At 73.3% G+C, this 15,184-nt stretch carries 13 protein-coding genes; 4 read left to right on the top strand and 9 right to left on the bottom strand.

Going from position 1 to position 15,184, the window contains the following annotated elements:
* Window positions 1-95: 95 nt before the first annotated feature.
* Together LNK82_RS17830 and LNK82_RS17825 are read right to left on the bottom strand one after the other, a co-directional pair.
* Window positions 96-893: a hypothetical protein gene (locus LNK82_RS17830; RefSeq protein WP_230568113.1), complete on the bottom strand. Its 798-nt coding sequence runs from the start codon at window positions 891-893 to the stop codon at window positions 96-98.
* Complete coding sequence (locus tag LNK82_RS17825; protein ID WP_308257230.1) at window positions 890-1,384, bottom strand: SigE family RNA polymerase sigma factor; 495 nt, start codon at window positions 1,382-1,384, stop codon at window positions 890-892. Before LNK82_RS17825 ends, LNK82_RS17830 begins: the two co-directional genes overlap by 4 nt.
* A 166-nt stretch (window positions 1,385-1,550) precedes the next feature.
* Here LNK82_RS17825 and LNK82_RS47735 point away from each other — a divergent pair, with 166 nt between their 5' ends.
* A complete protein-coding gene (locus tag LNK82_RS47735) occupies window positions 1,551-2,978 on the top strand; it encodes a M1 family metallopeptidase (protein ID WP_230568112.1) in 1,428 nt (475 codons plus the stop codon).
* A 106-nt stretch (window positions 2,979-3,084) separates the two neighbouring features.
* Here the strand turns inward: LNK82_RS47735 and LNK82_RS17815 are convergent, their stop codons facing one another.
* Complete coding sequence (locus tag LNK82_RS17815) at window positions 3,085-5,889, bottom strand: beta-L-arabinofuranosidase domain-containing protein (RefSeq protein ID WP_230568111.1); 2,805 nt, start codon at window positions 5,887-5,889, stop codon at window positions 3,085-3,087.
* A gap of 354 nt (window positions 5,890-6,243) precedes the next feature.
* Between LNK82_RS17815 and LNK82_RS17810 the strand changes: the two genes are divergently transcribed.
* Window positions 6,244-7,521, top strand: coding sequence for an amidohydrolase (locus LNK82_RS17810; RefSeq protein WP_230568110.1), 1,278 nt, complete (start codon window positions 6,244-6,246; stop codon window positions 7,519-7,521).
* A gap of 126 nt (window positions 7,522-7,647) precedes the next feature.
* On the top strand, window positions 7,648-9,024 hold the full coding sequence (locus tag LNK82_RS17805; RefSeq protein WP_230568109.1) for an ATP-binding protein: 1,377 nt from the start codon (window positions 7,648-7,650) through the stop codon (window positions 9,022-9,024).
* Window positions 9,025-9,027: 3 nt separating this feature from the next.
* On the opposite strand, the gene LNK82_RS17800 is transcribed toward LNK82_RS17805, so the two are convergent.
* The 6 genes from LNK82_RS17800 to LNK82_RS17775 all read right to left on the bottom strand — a co-directional run bounded on the left by LNK82_RS17800 (window position 9,028) and on the right by LNK82_RS17775 (window position 14,644).
* Entirely contained in the window at window positions 9,028-9,588 is a 561-nt protein-coding gene (locus LNK82_RS17800) for a hypothetical protein (RefSeq protein ID WP_230568108.1), read from the bottom strand.
* Window positions 9,589-9,605: 17 nt separating this feature from the next.
* Window positions 9,606-10,916 carry a hypothetical protein gene (locus LNK82_RS17795; RefSeq protein WP_230568107.1) on the bottom strand — a complete coding sequence of 437 codons (1,311 nt, stop codon included), beginning with the start codon at window positions 10,914-10,916 and terminating at the stop codon, window positions 9,606-9,608.
* The gene (locus LNK82_RS17790) at window positions 10,913-12,262 is read right to left on the bottom strand and encodes an alpha/beta hydrolase domain-containing protein (protein ID WP_230568106.1); all 1,350 of its coding nucleotides are present in this window, start codon (window positions 12,260-12,262) and stop codon (window positions 10,913-10,915) included. The genes LNK82_RS17795 and LNK82_RS17790 overlap by 4 nt, the downstream gene beginning before the upstream one ends.
* A 119-nt stretch (window positions 12,263-12,381) precedes the next feature.
* Complete coding sequence (locus tag LNK82_RS17785; RefSeq protein ID WP_230568105.1) at window positions 12,382-12,951, bottom strand: TetR/AcrR family transcriptional regulator; 570 nt, start codon at window positions 12,949-12,951, stop codon at window positions 12,382-12,384.
* A gap of 160 nt (window positions 12,952-13,111) precedes the next feature.
* Window positions 13,112-13,528: a hypothetical protein gene (locus LNK82_RS17780; protein WP_230568104.1), complete on the bottom strand. Its 417-nt coding sequence runs from the start codon at window positions 13,526-13,528 to the stop codon at window positions 13,112-13,114.
* 72 nt (window positions 13,529-13,600) lie between these two features.
* The gene (locus tag LNK82_RS17775; RefSeq protein WP_230568103.1) at window positions 13,601-14,644 is read right to left on the bottom strand and encodes an erythromycin esterase family protein; all 1,044 of its coding nucleotides are present in this window, start codon (window positions 14,642-14,644) and stop codon (window positions 13,601-13,603) included.
* A gap of 122 nt (window positions 14,645-14,766) precedes the next feature.
* On the opposite strand from LNK82_RS17775, the gene LNK82_RS17770 reads away from it, so the two are divergent.
* The gene (locus LNK82_RS17770; RefSeq protein ID WP_230568102.1) at window positions 14,767-15,135 is read left to right on the top strand and encodes an ATP-binding protein; all 369 of its coding nucleotides are present in this window, start codon (window positions 14,767-14,769) and stop codon (window positions 15,133-15,135) included.
* Window positions 15,136-15,184: the final 49 nt, after the last annotated feature.

Here is a 15,184-nt window from a genome sequence, read left to right as displayed (position 1 = left end):
CCGGGGCCCGGGGGGGGGGGGGGGGGGGGGGGGGGGGCGGCCGCCCCCCCCCCCCCCCCCCCCCCCCCCCCCACCCGGTGTGCCGGCCCGGAGCGTCACCAGCGCTCGGAGGTGGCGATCTCCACCAACTGCTCGACGGTCAGCGGCGGGTGCGGGCCCAGCACGGGGCCTTGGCCCTTCGGCGACTTCCGGTTGCTGACGTGCATGACGAACACGAGGCCGTCGGGGCGGGTGAGCTTGACCTCGTTGGTCTGACCCGCGGTCTCCAACGCGTACTGGTTGGTGGCCAGCGACGAGCCGTCGGGCAGCTCGCGCACGGTGCAGCTCGGTTCGTCCGGCAGGGAGCACTGTGCCTTGTCGCCGACGTTGCCGGGGTACATCAGCAGGTCGAAGCCGCCGGTCACCCCGGCCGCGGTGAGCGTGCCGCCGATCGACGAACCGATCTGCTTGGTCGGCTTGGGGTCGAGGGTGCTCGGCGCACCGGTGGGCGGGCCCTCGGGCAGGGTCCACATCGACGCGCCGGGCCCGGTCTCGGTCACCACGAACGTCGCCAGGTCGCCGAGCACGGCCCGGAACCGCTCGGCCAGCACCTCGGGCGTCTGGTGGGCGGGTGGCGGCGGCGTGGATGTGGTGGTGACGGGCGGCGCGGTCGAGGACGTGCCGGGTGGGGCGGCCTCCGTGACGGGCTCGTTGTTCGGCACGAGCAGCACCGCGCCGGTCGCCACACCGGCCACCACGGCCGCCGCGACGGCGATCGGCGCCAACCGGACACCCGGCCGGGACGCGGTGGCCCGCTTGCGCGGCGGGAGGTCGAGCGACATGCGGGCGGTCGCGGCGTCGGCCCGTCGTTCCAGTTCCTCGAACGCGTCGTGGAGCGCGCGCAGGTCGGTCATCTCGTCTCCTGGTAGGCGTGGGGGTTGGCGGTCAGGTCGACGCGGAGGGTCGCGAGCGCCCGGGAGATCTGGCTGCGCACCGTCGACACCCGGCAGCCCAGTTCGGCGGCGATCTCGCCGTCGGTGAGGCCTGCGTAGTAGCGCAGCACGACCGCCGCGCGTTGCCGCCGGGGCAGGCGGGCCAGTCGGCGGATCATCGCGTCGCGCTGCGCCCGTTCGTCGGCGCCGTCGCCGAACGGCGTCTCGGGGTCGACCTCGGCCCTCGGCGAGGTGCGGGCCAGCCGCCGTCGCCAGGACAGGTACTCGTTGACGACCATCCGCCGCACGTAGGCGTGCGGCTCGGCCATCACCGAGATCCGGTCCCACCGCTCGAAGGCGCGGCCGAGCACGTCGCTGACGATGTCCTCGGCCAGCCAGGTCTGGCAGGTCAGCACCGTGGCGAACCGCATCAGCGCCGGACGCCGCCCGGCCACGTACTCACCGAACTCCACCGGCGCTCTCCCGATCGGGCACTTGGCTTGTGATCACGACCCTCAACGGGGAACCCGGCCGATCCGTTGCACGTCGTGGCGAAGAACTCCCCAGCGCAACATGATCACCTCTCGTGACGTCTTCGTGACGAAGGGCGCAACCGCCCTCGACGGAGGAGGATCACACGTGAGAGCGAAGTTGTCCGGGCTGGTCGTCGCGGCGCTGGTGTTATCGGCCGCGCCCGCGCACGCGAGCGACCCCGGCCCGGGGCTGGGCGACCCGTACTTCCCGCGCGCCGGCAACGAGGGTTACGACGTCCAGCACTACGAGCTGCGGCTGTCCTACGAGCCGACCACGGACGTGCTGACGGGCGCCGCGACCATCCGGCTGACCACCACGCGGGAGATGTCGGGGTTCTACTTCGACTTCTGGCTGCCCGGGCGGTGGGCCAAGGTGGACGGGCGGGACGTCGGCGCCGCGCAGCACGCCGGTCAGATGCTGGTGAGCGCCGGCCGCGACGTGCCGGCGGGCACGTCGGTGACGGTGGAGGTGGGGTACTCGGCGTCACCGTCGTGGACGCACGCGGAGTCGCCGATCACGAAGTGGCGGCGGACCGCGGACGGCGCGCTGGCGATCGCCGCGCCGACGATGTCCCCGTGGTGGTACCCGGTCAACGACCACCCGAGCGACAAGGCCACCTACGACGTCTCGATCTCCGTGCCGACCGGGATGGAGGCCATCTCCAACGGCGCGCTGGTCGGCGCCGAGCCGGGGGCCGACGGCCGGACCACGTGGCACTGGGTCGGCGACCGGCCCCAGGCGCCGCACGTGACGTTCCTGGCGATGGGCCAGTTCGACGTGCGGCGGTCCACCACGGCCGACGGCAAGCCGGTCGTCAACGCCTACTCGACGGCGTTGACCGGCACGGCGGCGAGGGAGAGCGTGGAGCGCACGCCGGAGGTGGTGCGGTTCCTGGAGGACAGGTTCGGCCCGTACCCGATGGGGGAGATGGGCGGTCTGGTCACGCCGTACCGGTCGTTGCCGCTGGAGACGCAGACCCGGCCGGCGTACCCGGCGGGCGCGTTCCGCACCGGGCCGAACACGTACGTCGTGGCGCACGAGATGGCGCACCAGTGGTTCGGCAACTCGGTGTCGATCAGCCGGTGGAGCGACATCTGGCTGAGCGAGGGGTTCGCCACCTACGCGGAGTGGCTGTGGTCGGAGGCCAACGGCGAGGGCACCGCGCGGGAGATCGCGGACTGGACCTACCGCTACTACGCGGCCGACCACGAGATCTGGGACGTGGCGGTGGCCGACCCGACGCCGCGGTACCTCTACGGCGCGGCGGTGCACGAGCGCGGGGCGCTGGCGTTGCACGCGTTGCGCACCGAGGTCGGTGACGAGGTGTTCTTCCGGACGCTGCGGACGTGGGCGGAGCGCAAGGCGCACGGCAACGCCACGTCGGCCGAGTTCGCCGCGTTCGCGGAGGAGGTCGCGGGACGCGATCTGGACGACCTGTTCCGCACGTGGGTGTTCAGCGCGGGCAAGCCCGCGGTCGCGGGCGTGCCGACGACGCGCGAACCGGCGTCGTTCGACCGGATCAACCGCCGCTGACGGAGCCCGGCTGCGCGAGGTTCGCGGCCTCGCGCAGCCGGCTCGCCACGTCGGCCGCGAAAGGAGGGCCGGCGAAGGACTTCTCGGGTGTCGGTGTCGGGGTCCCTCAGGCCGCGTAGGTGGCGTCCTGTGCCGTGCCCACCACCTTCCGCGCGTCGTCGGCGGTGAGCAGCCCCGCAGACACCCACGCGGCCGCGGTCGCCTTCACGTGCTGGACCAGGTGGCCCTTGGCCCGGAACGGCGCGGCGGCCCACACCTCGTCCAGGAACGTGGTCCCGTCGGCCCGGCTCGGGTTCGCCACCCCCGAGTCACGCCCGCCGAACGCGATGCGCGGCTCGCGGCGGTGGAAGTAGACGTGCGTCGGGTCCTCGGTGCCCTCGAAGAACGGCGCGAACTCGGTACCGTCGAGCACGTGGTGCAGCGGCTTGCCGGGCACGGGCGCCAGGCTGGGCAGCAGGTCGCCGGACAGGCCGGCGTTGCGGTACAGCCCGAACTCCAGGAACGTCCGACGGGCGTCGCGCGCGACCAGGTTGACCGGACCGTGGAACAACGTCTGCGTGGCCGGGTCGTCCAACGCCCGCTCCACCCGCAGCCGGAACGGGATCGACACCCGCACGGTGTCACCGCTGCGCCACGTCCGCGACACCGTGAAGTACGAGCCCGGCACGGCCTCGCCCGGCACCCGTTCGCCGTTGACCGACACCCGGAAGCCGCTGGCCCACGCCGGCACGCGCAGGCGAAGGTCGAACCGGCCGCGACCGTGCACGCTGATCGTCGAGCCCTGCTCGACCGGGTAGTCCGTGGTCTGCGTGACCGTGACGCCCATCTGCGCCCACTTCAGCGTGGACGCGCTGTAGAGGTTGACGTACAGCGCGCTGCCGTCGGCCTTCGCGAAGTACACCGAGTCCTGGTACTTGGTCGCGCTCTCGATGCCGGTGCCCTCGCAGCACGTCGTGCCCGCCTTCGGCGTGTAGTCCCGCACGTGGCCGGGCAGCAGCCCGATGAAGTACGTGACGAGCGGCTTCTCCGCGTCGGCGCGGTCCTGCTTGGACCCGAGCACCTGGTTGTACAGCGCGCGTTCGTAGTAGTCCATGTACTTCGGGTCCTGCTCGTGGAAGAACAGCACCCGGCTCAGCTTGAGCATGTTGTGCGCGCAGCACGTCTCGGCGTTGGTCTCGCTCAACGTGCCCGCGATGCTGCCGCGGGCCCGCCAGAACTCGCCCGTGCTGGTTCCGCCGATGCCGTACGTCCTGGTCGGCACGACCATGTCCCAGAAGTTCCGCGCCGCGGTCAGGTAGCGCTGCTCGCCGGTCTCGTCGTGCAGCCGCACCATGCCGGTGAGGATCGGGATGTGCTGGTTGGCGTGCAGGCCGTCGAGGATGTCCGTGCCCGCCGCGCACGAGTCGATGAGCCGGTCCAGGTCGAACAGCCGTGCCAGCGCCAGGTGCTCGGCCTTGCCGGTGATGGCGTGCAGGTCGCAGATCGCCTCCACGATGCCGCCGAACTCGCCGCTCGAGAAGATGCCCCACATCCGCTGCAACGTGGCCTTCGGCAGCTTCGACAGCCGCGAGTGCATCCAGTCGCACAGGCCGCTCGCGAGGTCGAGCGCGCGCTCGTCACCGGTGTTGAGGTAGGCGTCGAGCAGGCCGCGCAGGATCTTGTGCGCGGTGTAGTACGGCGCCCACACGACGAGGTAGTTGCCGGCGGTCATCGACTCCAGCGTGATGAACTGCGTCTCCGGGTACGCGGCGAGGTAGCCGGGGTGGCTCGGGCCGCCCCAGGTGCGCCGGAACGCGCCGTGCTGCCCGCGCCCGGAGGCGTCGGCGATGGTCGAGCCGCTCGTCTCGTCGAACGAGTAGGACGCCAGGTCGCCCCGCGCGGGGGTGTGCTGGAGCGCGGCGATCTCGTCGGCGCCCAGCGCCCGGGACCAGAGGTCCACCTGGTCGAACGCGCCCGCGAACGGGGGGTCGGCGGGGAACTGGGAGTTGCCGAGCCAGTGGTTGCGCAGCGCGCCGAGCGTGGCCGGGTTGTGCGTCATGTCCGGGTTCACGCCGACTCGCGTGCCGTCGACGTAGAGGGAGCCCGTGGTGCCCTCGATGGTGACCGCGAGGTGGCTCCACCGGCCGACGGGCAGCGGCGCGACGCCGTCGATCACCTGCTCGACGCCGGGACCGTCGGGCGTGATGGCGAAGCGCGGCACGTTCAGGTGGCAGCGCGGTGTCAGGAACATGTAGCGGGAGACGTCGTTGCCGAAGTCGAACACCCGCGCCCACATCGCGTCGTGCTCCGGCTTGACCCAGGCGGAGATCGTGATGGCCGGCGAGCCCGCCAGCACCGTCGGCGGCAGGTCGAAGACCTGGTGACTGCCGCGCGAGTTCTCCACGGCCGTGCCGAACTTGCCGGGCACGCTGCGCAGCACCGGGTCGTGCCGCAACGCCTCGCGCACCTCGACCAGGGCGCCGACGGCGTAGCGGATCTTGTCGGCGTAGACCTCGTCACCGGTGCCCGCGTACGCCTGCGACAGCATGGTCAGGAAGTGCCCGGTGTAGTGGCCGCGCAGGTTGCCGTTCGCCTCGCCGTCCAGCCCTTCCCAGCCGCCCGGCGCCACCGCGCCCCGAGTCGACAACCCCGCGTTGGCGCGGAAGACCTGCAACAACCGGTCCACGTCGTACTCGCGGCCGTAGTCGAGCACCAGGTCACGCTTGGCGGCGAAGAGGCCGTCGCCGAGCGCCACCTCGTCCAGCGCGAACGGCCGGACCCGCCACGCCGCCGGTGGTGGCAGGTCGGACGCCGGGGCCACGGGCTCGGCCGCCGCCACCGCGCGTCCGGTGGCGGCGGACGCGACCAGGGGAGTCGCCGCCGCCACCGCCGTGGCGCGGAGGAACGCTCGCCGGTCTACGGGCTGTGCCATGGGACGCCTCTCGGGGAGAAAGGGAACTGCGAGGGAACGGCGGCAAGTGACGCAGGTCTCTTCTGTTAACGCTAACAGCGGCTGGCTGCTCGACTCAACCCCCGATCGTCGGGCTGCCTGATTACTGGTCTCCGCCCGCGGCGTGGTGTCTGTTAGCGCTAACAGGCAAATCTGCAGTGGTGCGCGCTGCGGTGGTCCGGAGCTGTGCGACAGCGGCGGCACCGGCCATCCGAACGGGCGATTGCGACTTGCTGCAGTGGATCTTGCACGCAGAGTGGGCGAGGATGTGCCCCGACACGAGCGACGTGTCGCACCCGAGGCGGCCTGACGCCCTGGCACGAACGGCGAGCCACCATGACTTCTGTTGCCAGCACCCCGCGGCCGACGCCGACCGACGTGGTCCCGTTCGCCCCGTTCGGCGCGACGACCGGGGAACGGGCGCCGGTGGCCGACCTCGGCGCCGGCCGCGGTCCGCGGTGGTTGGACGAGTGGCTCGACGCGAACCTCGCGCAGGTGGTGTCGTGGCGGCGCACCCTGCACGCGAACCCCGAGCTGAGGCGCGAGGAGTTCCGCACCACGGCGACGATCGTGGAGGTCCTGCGCTCGCTCGGCCTCGAACCGCGGGTGCTGCCGGTCGGGACCGGCGTGATCTGCGAGGTCGGCAGGGGGCCGCGGTGCGTCGCCCTGCGCGCCGACATCGACGCGCTGGCCGTGCCGGAGACCACCGGCGCGTCCTGGGCGTCGAGCGTGCCGGGCGTCTCGCACGCGTGCGGCCACGACGTGCACACCGCGATCCTGCTCGGCGCGGCGGCGGCGCTGGCGTCCGCGCCGGGGTTGCCGGGCCGGGTGCGGCTGCTGTTCCAGCCGGCGGAGGAGGAGCCGGGCGGGGCGCGCGACGTGATCGAGGCGGGCGGCGTCGAGGGCGTCGAGCGGATCTTCGGCCTGCACTGCGACCCGAAGGTGCCCGTCGGCCGGGTCGGGATCAGGGTCGGACCGGTCACGTCCGCGTGCGACATGCTCGAACTGCGGGTGGGCGCGTGCGGGTCGGGCAGCCGCAACGAACTGGACTGCGACGTGGTGCACGCGCTCGGCGTGGTGGCGACGGGGCTGCCCGCGATGCTGGCGCGCCGCGTCGACCCCCGGTCCGGGACGGTGCTGGCGTGGGGCTTCATGGACGCGCCGGAAACGTCGGACGGCACGCCGCGCGAAGGCGTGCTGCGCGGCACGTTGCGCACCGGCGACCCGGCGGTCAACGACCGGTTGCCCGCGTTGGTGCAGGAGATCGTCGGCGCGTTGCTGAAGCCGACGGGCGTGCGGTTCGCCCTCGACCACGTCCGGGCCGTGCCCGTGGTCGACAACGACCCGGAGAGCACCGCGATGGTGCAGCAGGCGATCACCACCGCGCTCGGCCCGCAGGCCGTCGTGTCGACCGCCCAGTCCACCGGCGGCGAGGACTTCGGCTGGTACCTGGAGCACGTGCCCGGCTCCTACGCGCGGCTGGGCACCTGGCCGGGCGAGGGCCCGCAGGGCGACCTGCACCAGCCGGGCTTCCACCCGGACGAACGCGCCCTGCCGGTCGGCGTGCGGACCATGGTCCACGCCGCGCTCGCCGCCTTGACGTGGCCGGGCTGAAGCCCTGGTCCGCGGGTGTTCAGCGGGCGTTCAGCGTCTTGTCTGGACGTGGTCTTCTCCTGTGTCGCGTCGGTCGAGGTCCCGTCAGGGGCACGGCGGGGCAGCGCGAAACGGGGGGAAGCGATCGTGACGGCAGTGGATCCGGTCAGTGCCCGCAGCAGCACCGATTACGTGCTGCTGCTCAGGCGCCGCAGGGAGGTCGCCGGGCTGTCCTACAGACAGCTGGACCGGCGGGCGCGCCGGGGCGGTGAGGCGTTGCCGCCGAGCACGGTGGCCACCATGCTGCGGCGGGCCACCCTGCCGGGGGTCGAGCTGGTCACGACCTACGTCCGGGCGTGCGGCGGGGACGACGCGGAGGTGGCCGCGTGGTTGGCGGCGCGGGCCCGCATCACCATGCCCGACCCGGAGGCGGGCGGCGCCGAGGCGACCGGGCCGTGCCTGCCGGTGCCACCGCGCCAGCTGCCGCCGGGCGTCGCGGGACTGGTCGGCCGGTGCCGGGAGCTGGTCGAGCTGGACGCCGCCACCAGCGGCCCGGAGCGCGGCCTGGTCGTGGTCACCGGTGGGCCCGGTGCGGGGAAGACCGCCTTGGCGGTGCACTGGGGCCACCGGTCCACGAGCCGGTTCCCGGACGGTCAGCTGTACGTGGACCTGCGCGGCCACGGACCGGGTGGGCCGTTGAGCGCGGGCGCGGCGCTGGCGCACCTGCTGGTGGGGCTCGGCGTGCCGGCGGGCGCCGTGCCGACCGGTGACGAGCAGGCCGCCGCGCTGTTCCGCTCGGTGGTGGCGGACCGGCGGGTCGTGCTGGTGCTCGACGACGCCGCGTCGGCCGACCAGGTGCGCCTGCTGAGACCGGGCGGGCGGGCGTCGTGCACGGTGGTGACGAGCCGGGACAGGCTGGCGGGGTTGACCGTGCACGACGGCGCGCGGGTGGTCGACGTCGGCGCCCTCGACCGCGGTGACGCGGTGCGGGTGCTGGCGCAGTCGGCGGGGGAGCGGCTGGTGGCGGAGGAGCTGACGGCCGCGCGGGCGTTGGCCGACCTGTGCGACGACCTGCCGCTGGCGTTGCGGATCGCGGCGAGCGCCCTCGACCGGGACGCGCGGACGCCGATCGCGGACCTCGTCACCGAGATGCGCGCGGACGGCGGGTTGGCCGCGCTGGGCGTGCACGACGATCCGCGGGCCCGGCTGGACGTCTCGTTCGGGTACTCCTACGACGCGCTCGGCGACGTCGAGCAGCGCCTGTTCCGCCTGCTGGCCGGCTCGGCGACAGGCCTCACCGCGTCCGTGGTGGCGGTGACGGCGGAGCTGGCGGCCGGGGCGGCGCGAGCGTCGTTGCGCCGCCTGACCGACGCGCACCTGGCGGTACGGCTGTCGGGCGACCGCTACACCGTCGCGGGGCTGCTGCGTGAGTACGCGCGCACCCTTGGGGCGCCGAACCACCACCTGCCCACCCGGCAATTCCGCCACGGCCACCGCCTGACCCCCGCCCTGTCCGGGCTCTGACGATCAGAACTCGAACCTGAACCGGTACCAGGGATCGTCGAACGGCTCGAACTTGTACCCGTCCCCCTTGGCGCTGACCGGCACGCGGTCCGGGCAGTGGGCCCATCCCGAGATCTCGCCCTCCACGGTGATCAACGTGCACCCGTCCGGCCGGTCCCCGCTGACGGTCACGGTGAACAACCCGACTTCGCGGTCCTCGATCCGCCTGCCCGGTGTCGCCTCGGAGACCACGGCTTCGAGGCCCGACCGGTGCGCGTCGAACACGGCGCGCGGCACCACGCCGGTGTGGGCCACCGCGTGGCCCGCGACCAGCACCGCGGGCGCCAGCAGGAACGGCCACAGCCGCACGGCGTGCCGCAGTCGTGGCCGGGGCAGCATGATCACCGCGACACCGGCCATCGTCAGCCACGCCGTGCCCACCGCGAACACGGCCAGGTACGCCAACAGCAACGTCGAGAGGGAGCCGCCGGGTGGGACGACCGCCCAGAACACCAGTGCCACCGGCACCAGGGACGCGACCGCGGTCCACCACGGCGACCACCACCACGACCTGCGTCCGACCATCGAACCCCCTTCGCCGATCAGGGGGACGTTCGGTGGGCGCCCCCGGTTCCGCTGTCGAGGTAATCCTTGAACTGCACGGTGACGGCGTGCGCGTCCGAGGGCCGGTTCGGCACCGCGATCGTGCGCGTCCCGCCGCCGCGCGCAACCTGGGTGACTCGGATCGCGTCGCCGCCGTCGGCCTGCGCGGGCAGGTACGCGTCGACGCCCGTCAGGAACGGCAGCGTGGCGAACGGCGGCAGCGCGACACCCGGCGTGGACGCCCGGTCGCAGTTGTCGTCGAACGCGAACGCGGCGAGGACCTGCCGCAGCCGGGGCGAGACGGCCGGTTCGAGGACGTTGACGCCGTCGAGCTCGAGCCGGTCGCTGTCGGGCTGGTCGGACCACCACTCGCGGTTGCGGATGACGGTGAGTGCGCTGTGCGTCGGGCACCGGTCGACGTTGTCGGTGATGCCGCCGGGGCGCGACACCTGGAGCCGCAGGAACCGGTCGCTGCGCTCGAACGGCTCGAAGTAGTTGTGGTGGGGCATCTGCCCGTCGCGCAGCACCACCAGCTCGTAGTGCTTGCGGCCGTTGACGGGCAGCGGGCCGAACGAGCCGTCCGCTCCGGTCCGGACGGTGTGCCGGGGCAGGCCGAGCCGCGCGCCGGTGGCGCTGTCGACTTCCCACACCTGCACCACGCCCTCGACGCCCGCGTTCTGCGGGTAGTACGTCGCCCGGCCCGCGATCCGGACCAGCGCGGGCAGTTCGGGCACCACGCGGGTGGTGAACGCGGGCCTGCCGCGCAGGAACCGGTGCATGTGGGCGAAACCGTCGGCCGAGGTGGTGGTCTCGGTGTGGCCCAGGGTGGTCAGGTGGACGTTCGTCGCGCCGCCGATGGACCCGTTGGGCTGCAGGCTGCCCCACAGCGCCAGCGTCGGCACGCCGCCGGGCGGCGAGGCGCTGGACCGTCCGTCCACGTTGACGTACTTCCGCACCGCCGCGGCCCGTTCGGGCACGGACAGGTAGGTGTGCATGACCGTCGTGCCGCGCGAGTGCGCGATCACGTCCACCCGCGCCGCGCCGGTCCGGGCCCGGACGCCCGCGATGAAGGCTTCCAACCCGGCGATGGCATGGTCGTTGGTCGGGATGCTCGTGTCGTACTCGTAGGCGTGCAGCAGCGCGTCCGGGTAGCCGTTGCCGGAGAACCGCTTGGCGTTGGACTGCCACTGCTGCGCCGAGCCCTGCTGCCCGTGGACGAACACGATCGGGGTGAGCGCGTCGGCCTGGGCGGGCGCCGCCGCGACGGTCGACACCAGCGCGACGACCAGCGCCACCAGCGGGATCCTCATCGCGTGCCTCCCAGGGCGTCCGCCAGGTTCTGCCGCGCGTCGGCGGGCTGGAGGTAGCCGGCGTGCACGTTCGCGGCGTCGGCGGTCACGACCTGCCGCACGTAGTCGCCGCGTTCGGGGTAGAGCCGGGCCAACGTCGCCGCGTCGAACGGCACGTGCGTGCCGAACAGGCGGCAGAACGTCTCACCGGAGTTGTCGCCGGTGTTCACCGCCCTGGGCGCGGCCAGCTGCGACAGCCGGATGCCGCCGAGTGCGAGGCCGAGCGCGTCGCGCTTCTTGGTGACGCCGTCCGCCTCGAACTCCAGCGGCCGGGCCGTCGGCGGCGGCGTGCCGCGCTCGACCCAGCGGCGCAGGTGGTCGTAGGAGGCGGCGGTGACGTGGTGCATCGGGATCCGGCTGAACGCCGGCCGGTCGCAGTCGTACTGCGGCGCGCCGCCGAGGTCGCGTTCGGAGATCGGCTCGCGGTAGGCCTGGCCCTCGTAGCCGGAGTGCGCCGCGCCGGCGACCTCCCAGCGGCGGAAGCGGTCGGTATCGGCCGGGCGTTGCGGGGTCCGGACGTCGGTCTCCGACAGCACCTGGAAGACGGGTTCCGCGCCGACCCTGGTCGGGGCCGGGCCGACGATGTAGCCGTAGCCGTCGAACACCGGCTGCTGCTGCGGCAGGACCCGGTCGTACAGCACGGTCATCCGGCCGGCGGACTGCGAGGCGCCGATGGCCAGCAACGTCTTCGTCCGCAGGCCGCCCATCACCGCGCCCGAGTCGATCGCGCGGCCCGCCTGGGTGAACACGTCGTAGGACAGCTCGTCGGCGGTGAACCGGCCGCCGCCGGTCACGTCCAGCGCGCCGTACCGGGCCGGGCTCCAGGTCTTGAGCTGGTCGACGCCGACGCGCTGGGCGGACACGCCGACCCACGCGTGACCGGCGCGGACCACGGACTCGGCGTTCCACAAGGCGTCCAGGTCGTACCCGGCGGTGACGTTCTGCCACTCGACCAGCGTCGTGCCGGTGAACTTCCACGCGTGCGCGGGCCGCCGCACGATGACCCGCGTCGTGTACGGCACGCCGGTGGCGACCTTCGTGCCGTCGACCGCCCAGCCGTCGGCCGTGCCGGAGAGGTGGAACTCCTCTTCGACGTAACCGGCGGCGGCGAGGTCGTCGGGCGTGGAGAAGAACGGGTAGGTGTCCTCGATCCGCTCGGCGAGCCGGTCACCCGGCACGGTCCCGGGCAGCGGGCCGACGACGCGCGGCAGGGGACCGGGCGCGGCGGAGGCGGGGACGGACATCGGGAGGAGCAGACCGAGCACGGCGGCGGCCAGGCCGAGGCGGCGCCAGGGGGAAGGTGACATACCGGCTCCCACAGCGATGGGGGATGGGATCATCGCCGACCGTAGCCGGCCGCGCACGGCGCGCACCAGGACGCGGGACCATCGTGAGACCGCTGTCGCAGCAGCGGGAAGTCGTCGGATCAGCGGTGTCGCAGCAGGATCGTGCGGGCCGCCGTTTCGGCCAGGTCGGGGTCCAGCGGCGCGCCGGTGAGCAGTTCGGCGTAGAGCGTGGACTCCACGATGCGCACGTAGAGGAACGCCACCTGGTCCAGGGCGGCCGTCGACCACGGCCCGTCGTCGACTTCGAGCAGGATCTCCTTCTGCGCCGACACCGCCCGCCGGTGCACGCCGCCGGACGCGTTGAACAGCACCCGTGCCGCCGTCTCCGGCTCACCGCGCAGGAACGCCCGGAACGGCTCGTCCGCCCGCAGTTCGGTGACGAAGCGCCGCGTGACCTCCAGGACGCCCTCCACGCCGCCGTTCGTGCGCTCCTGCCGGGCCCGGGCCAGCAGTCGGTCGGCCAGCACCCACAGTACGTCGGCCAGCAGCCCGTCGCGGCTGCGCACGACCCGGTAGAGCGTGGCCCGGCTGATGGCGAGGCTCGTCGCCAGCGCGTCCATGTCGACCCGGCCGTGCCGCCGGAAGAACCGGCAGGCGCCGCGCACCACCTGGTCCTGGCTCACCACCCGCCGGGAGCCGGTCGAGACCACCGCCCGCCCTCGCTTCCGCCGGCTCGCCCGTCCGGCCCCAGTCGCATCTTCGCGCCCGAAGCGGCCGTCCGCGAGGCCCGTACCGGTGTGTGCGCCACGTCACTTCCCCCACTGAACGCGGCGGGGGGTCGTCATCCTGGGACGCTCCGGGGGCTGACGCCTACTTCGAGGACGAGGCCGGCTCCTGGAACAGCACGGGCGGCGCGTCGTTGGCCGGGCGGGGCGCGGTCGGCTCCGGGTGGTGCGTCCACTCCTCCATGACGACCGGCTCCAGCTCGGGCGTGACGTCCTCGACCGCGGTCTCCACGACCGGAGCGGCGGCCTGCACGGCGAGCTGCTGCTGGACCTGGCCGATCCACATCAGCCACATGGCCTCGTCGCGGTGACCGCGGTACTCGGCCTTCAACCCCGCCAACGCGCCGCGCACGCGCGCGGCGATCACGTTGTCCTCGCGCACGGCCGACCAGACGGCGCGGGCGCCGGCGTCACGGGCCTTGACCAGGAGGCGGACCTGGTCGGTCAACTCGGGCGCGGGCAGGTTCGCCCATGCCGCTGCGATTCTCTGTGCCTTGGTCACGGTGCCATCCTTGTCGAGCGGACGGCTCACGGTGGCCGTGACACGATGTTATCAAGCTCTCGTTTTTCGAGGTCAGGCCTGGGGCACCTGGTGACGTTCAGACACCGCTCGGATACGTCTCGGGTTCGAACACGTCGACCCGGCGCGGGTGCAGCGGTCGCACCGCTCGCGCTCCGGGTGGTAGACCACGCCGATGGCGCGGTGGGGGAGTGTCGCGGTGAGCAGGTCCGGTTGGTCGTCGTGCGGGAAGACGAACAGGGCCTCGTCAGGCGCGGTCCCGTGCAGCACGTCCCCCAGCGAACCGGGCGGGCCGGCGGTACCGGCATCGCCCGCATGGTCGAGCAGCCGGTCGAGGGTGTCGTCCATGTGCCGGTCGCGGACGTTCCACGACGACTGCCCGCCGACCATGGCCCGGTAGTAGCGCTCGGCGCCGGCGACGACCTCGGCGTTCTGCCAGGCGGCGAACCGTCCCGCGCCGTCGCCCGCGGCCTGCCGGCGCAGCCGCACCAGCAGGTCGACCACCTCGTCCTCGCAGCCCGCGGGCACGAACCGGGTCGAGATCGCGTACTCCCGGGGGTCCTCGCCGTGCGGTTCGAAGCACCGGTAGGCGGCCGGCGCCGTCGGCACCTCCTGCGGGTCGTGCTCGCGCAGGTGGGTCAGGATCTCGCGCAGCGACTCCCACAGCGAGTAGACGTCGAGGCCGTGGAACGCCACCCGCTCCTCTTCGGCGAGCACCGCGTTGTGGGCGCGCAGCCACCGGCAGAAGTCCACGACCTCCTCGTTCGCCCACATCCACGTCGGCCACCGGTCGAACGCGGCCGGCGCGGCACGCGGGTCCTCAGGCGCGTCGGGCGGGCCGCGCACGGACCGGTCGACCCGGTCGACCCGGTCGCACGCGGGCCAGTCGCCCTCCACGGCCACGAACGAGAAGCCCTTCTCGACGATCAACCGGCTGGTCAGCGCCGCACGCCACCGGTAGAACTCGTGGGTGCCGTGACTGGCTTCGCCGAGCATCACGACCCGTGCGCCGCCCACGCGGTCCAGCAGCACGTCGAAGTCGCCCGCGTCCCGCAACGGCGCGGCCATCGCCGCGACCTCGTCCCCGTAACGGTCCATGACTCCCTCGGCCCCCGTCGACCTACCCGACCTCCGCCGGGGCAAACCGCTCGGCGATCGCAAGGCAGTCGCAAGGCAGTCGTCAGGTGCGGTCCGGCGGTCCGGGTGGCACCCTCGACGACGTGACGGCCGGCCACGACACGGTTGTCCTGGTCGTCCAGGACGAGGACACGACCTCGCCCGACGAGGTCGCCCGGTGGCTGCGCGAGCACCTGGCGGGCTGGTCCGGGTTCGACGTGCTGCTGATCGGCCTCGTGGTCGGCGAGCTGTACGACAACGCCCGGCGGCACGGTTCGCCGCCCTACGTGCTCGAACTCGTGCTGGACCGGTGGCGCGAGGCCCTGGTGGTCAGCGTGCGCGACCGCGCCGTCGGCCGGACCGCGCCGTGGCGGACCGGGGCGGGGTTGCTCCTGGTCGACGGGCTGTCCGCGCGCTGGGGCGTGCTGACGCAGGCCACGTTCACCACGGTCTGGGTCGAGCTGGTCTTCTAGGGCCGACCGCGCCGGCCTACCGCCCGATCGTGACGCTTAGGTCGCCACT

Origin of the sequence: Saccharothrix luteola (assembly GCF_020859565.1) — a bacterium.
Classification (GTDB): domain Bacteria; phylum Actinomycetota; class Actinomycetes; order Mycobacteriales; family Pseudonocardiaceae; genus Actinosynnema; species Actinosynnema luteola.
Note: the sequence above shows the minus strand (reverse complement) of the source record. Positions and strands in the feature narration are given on the sequence as shown.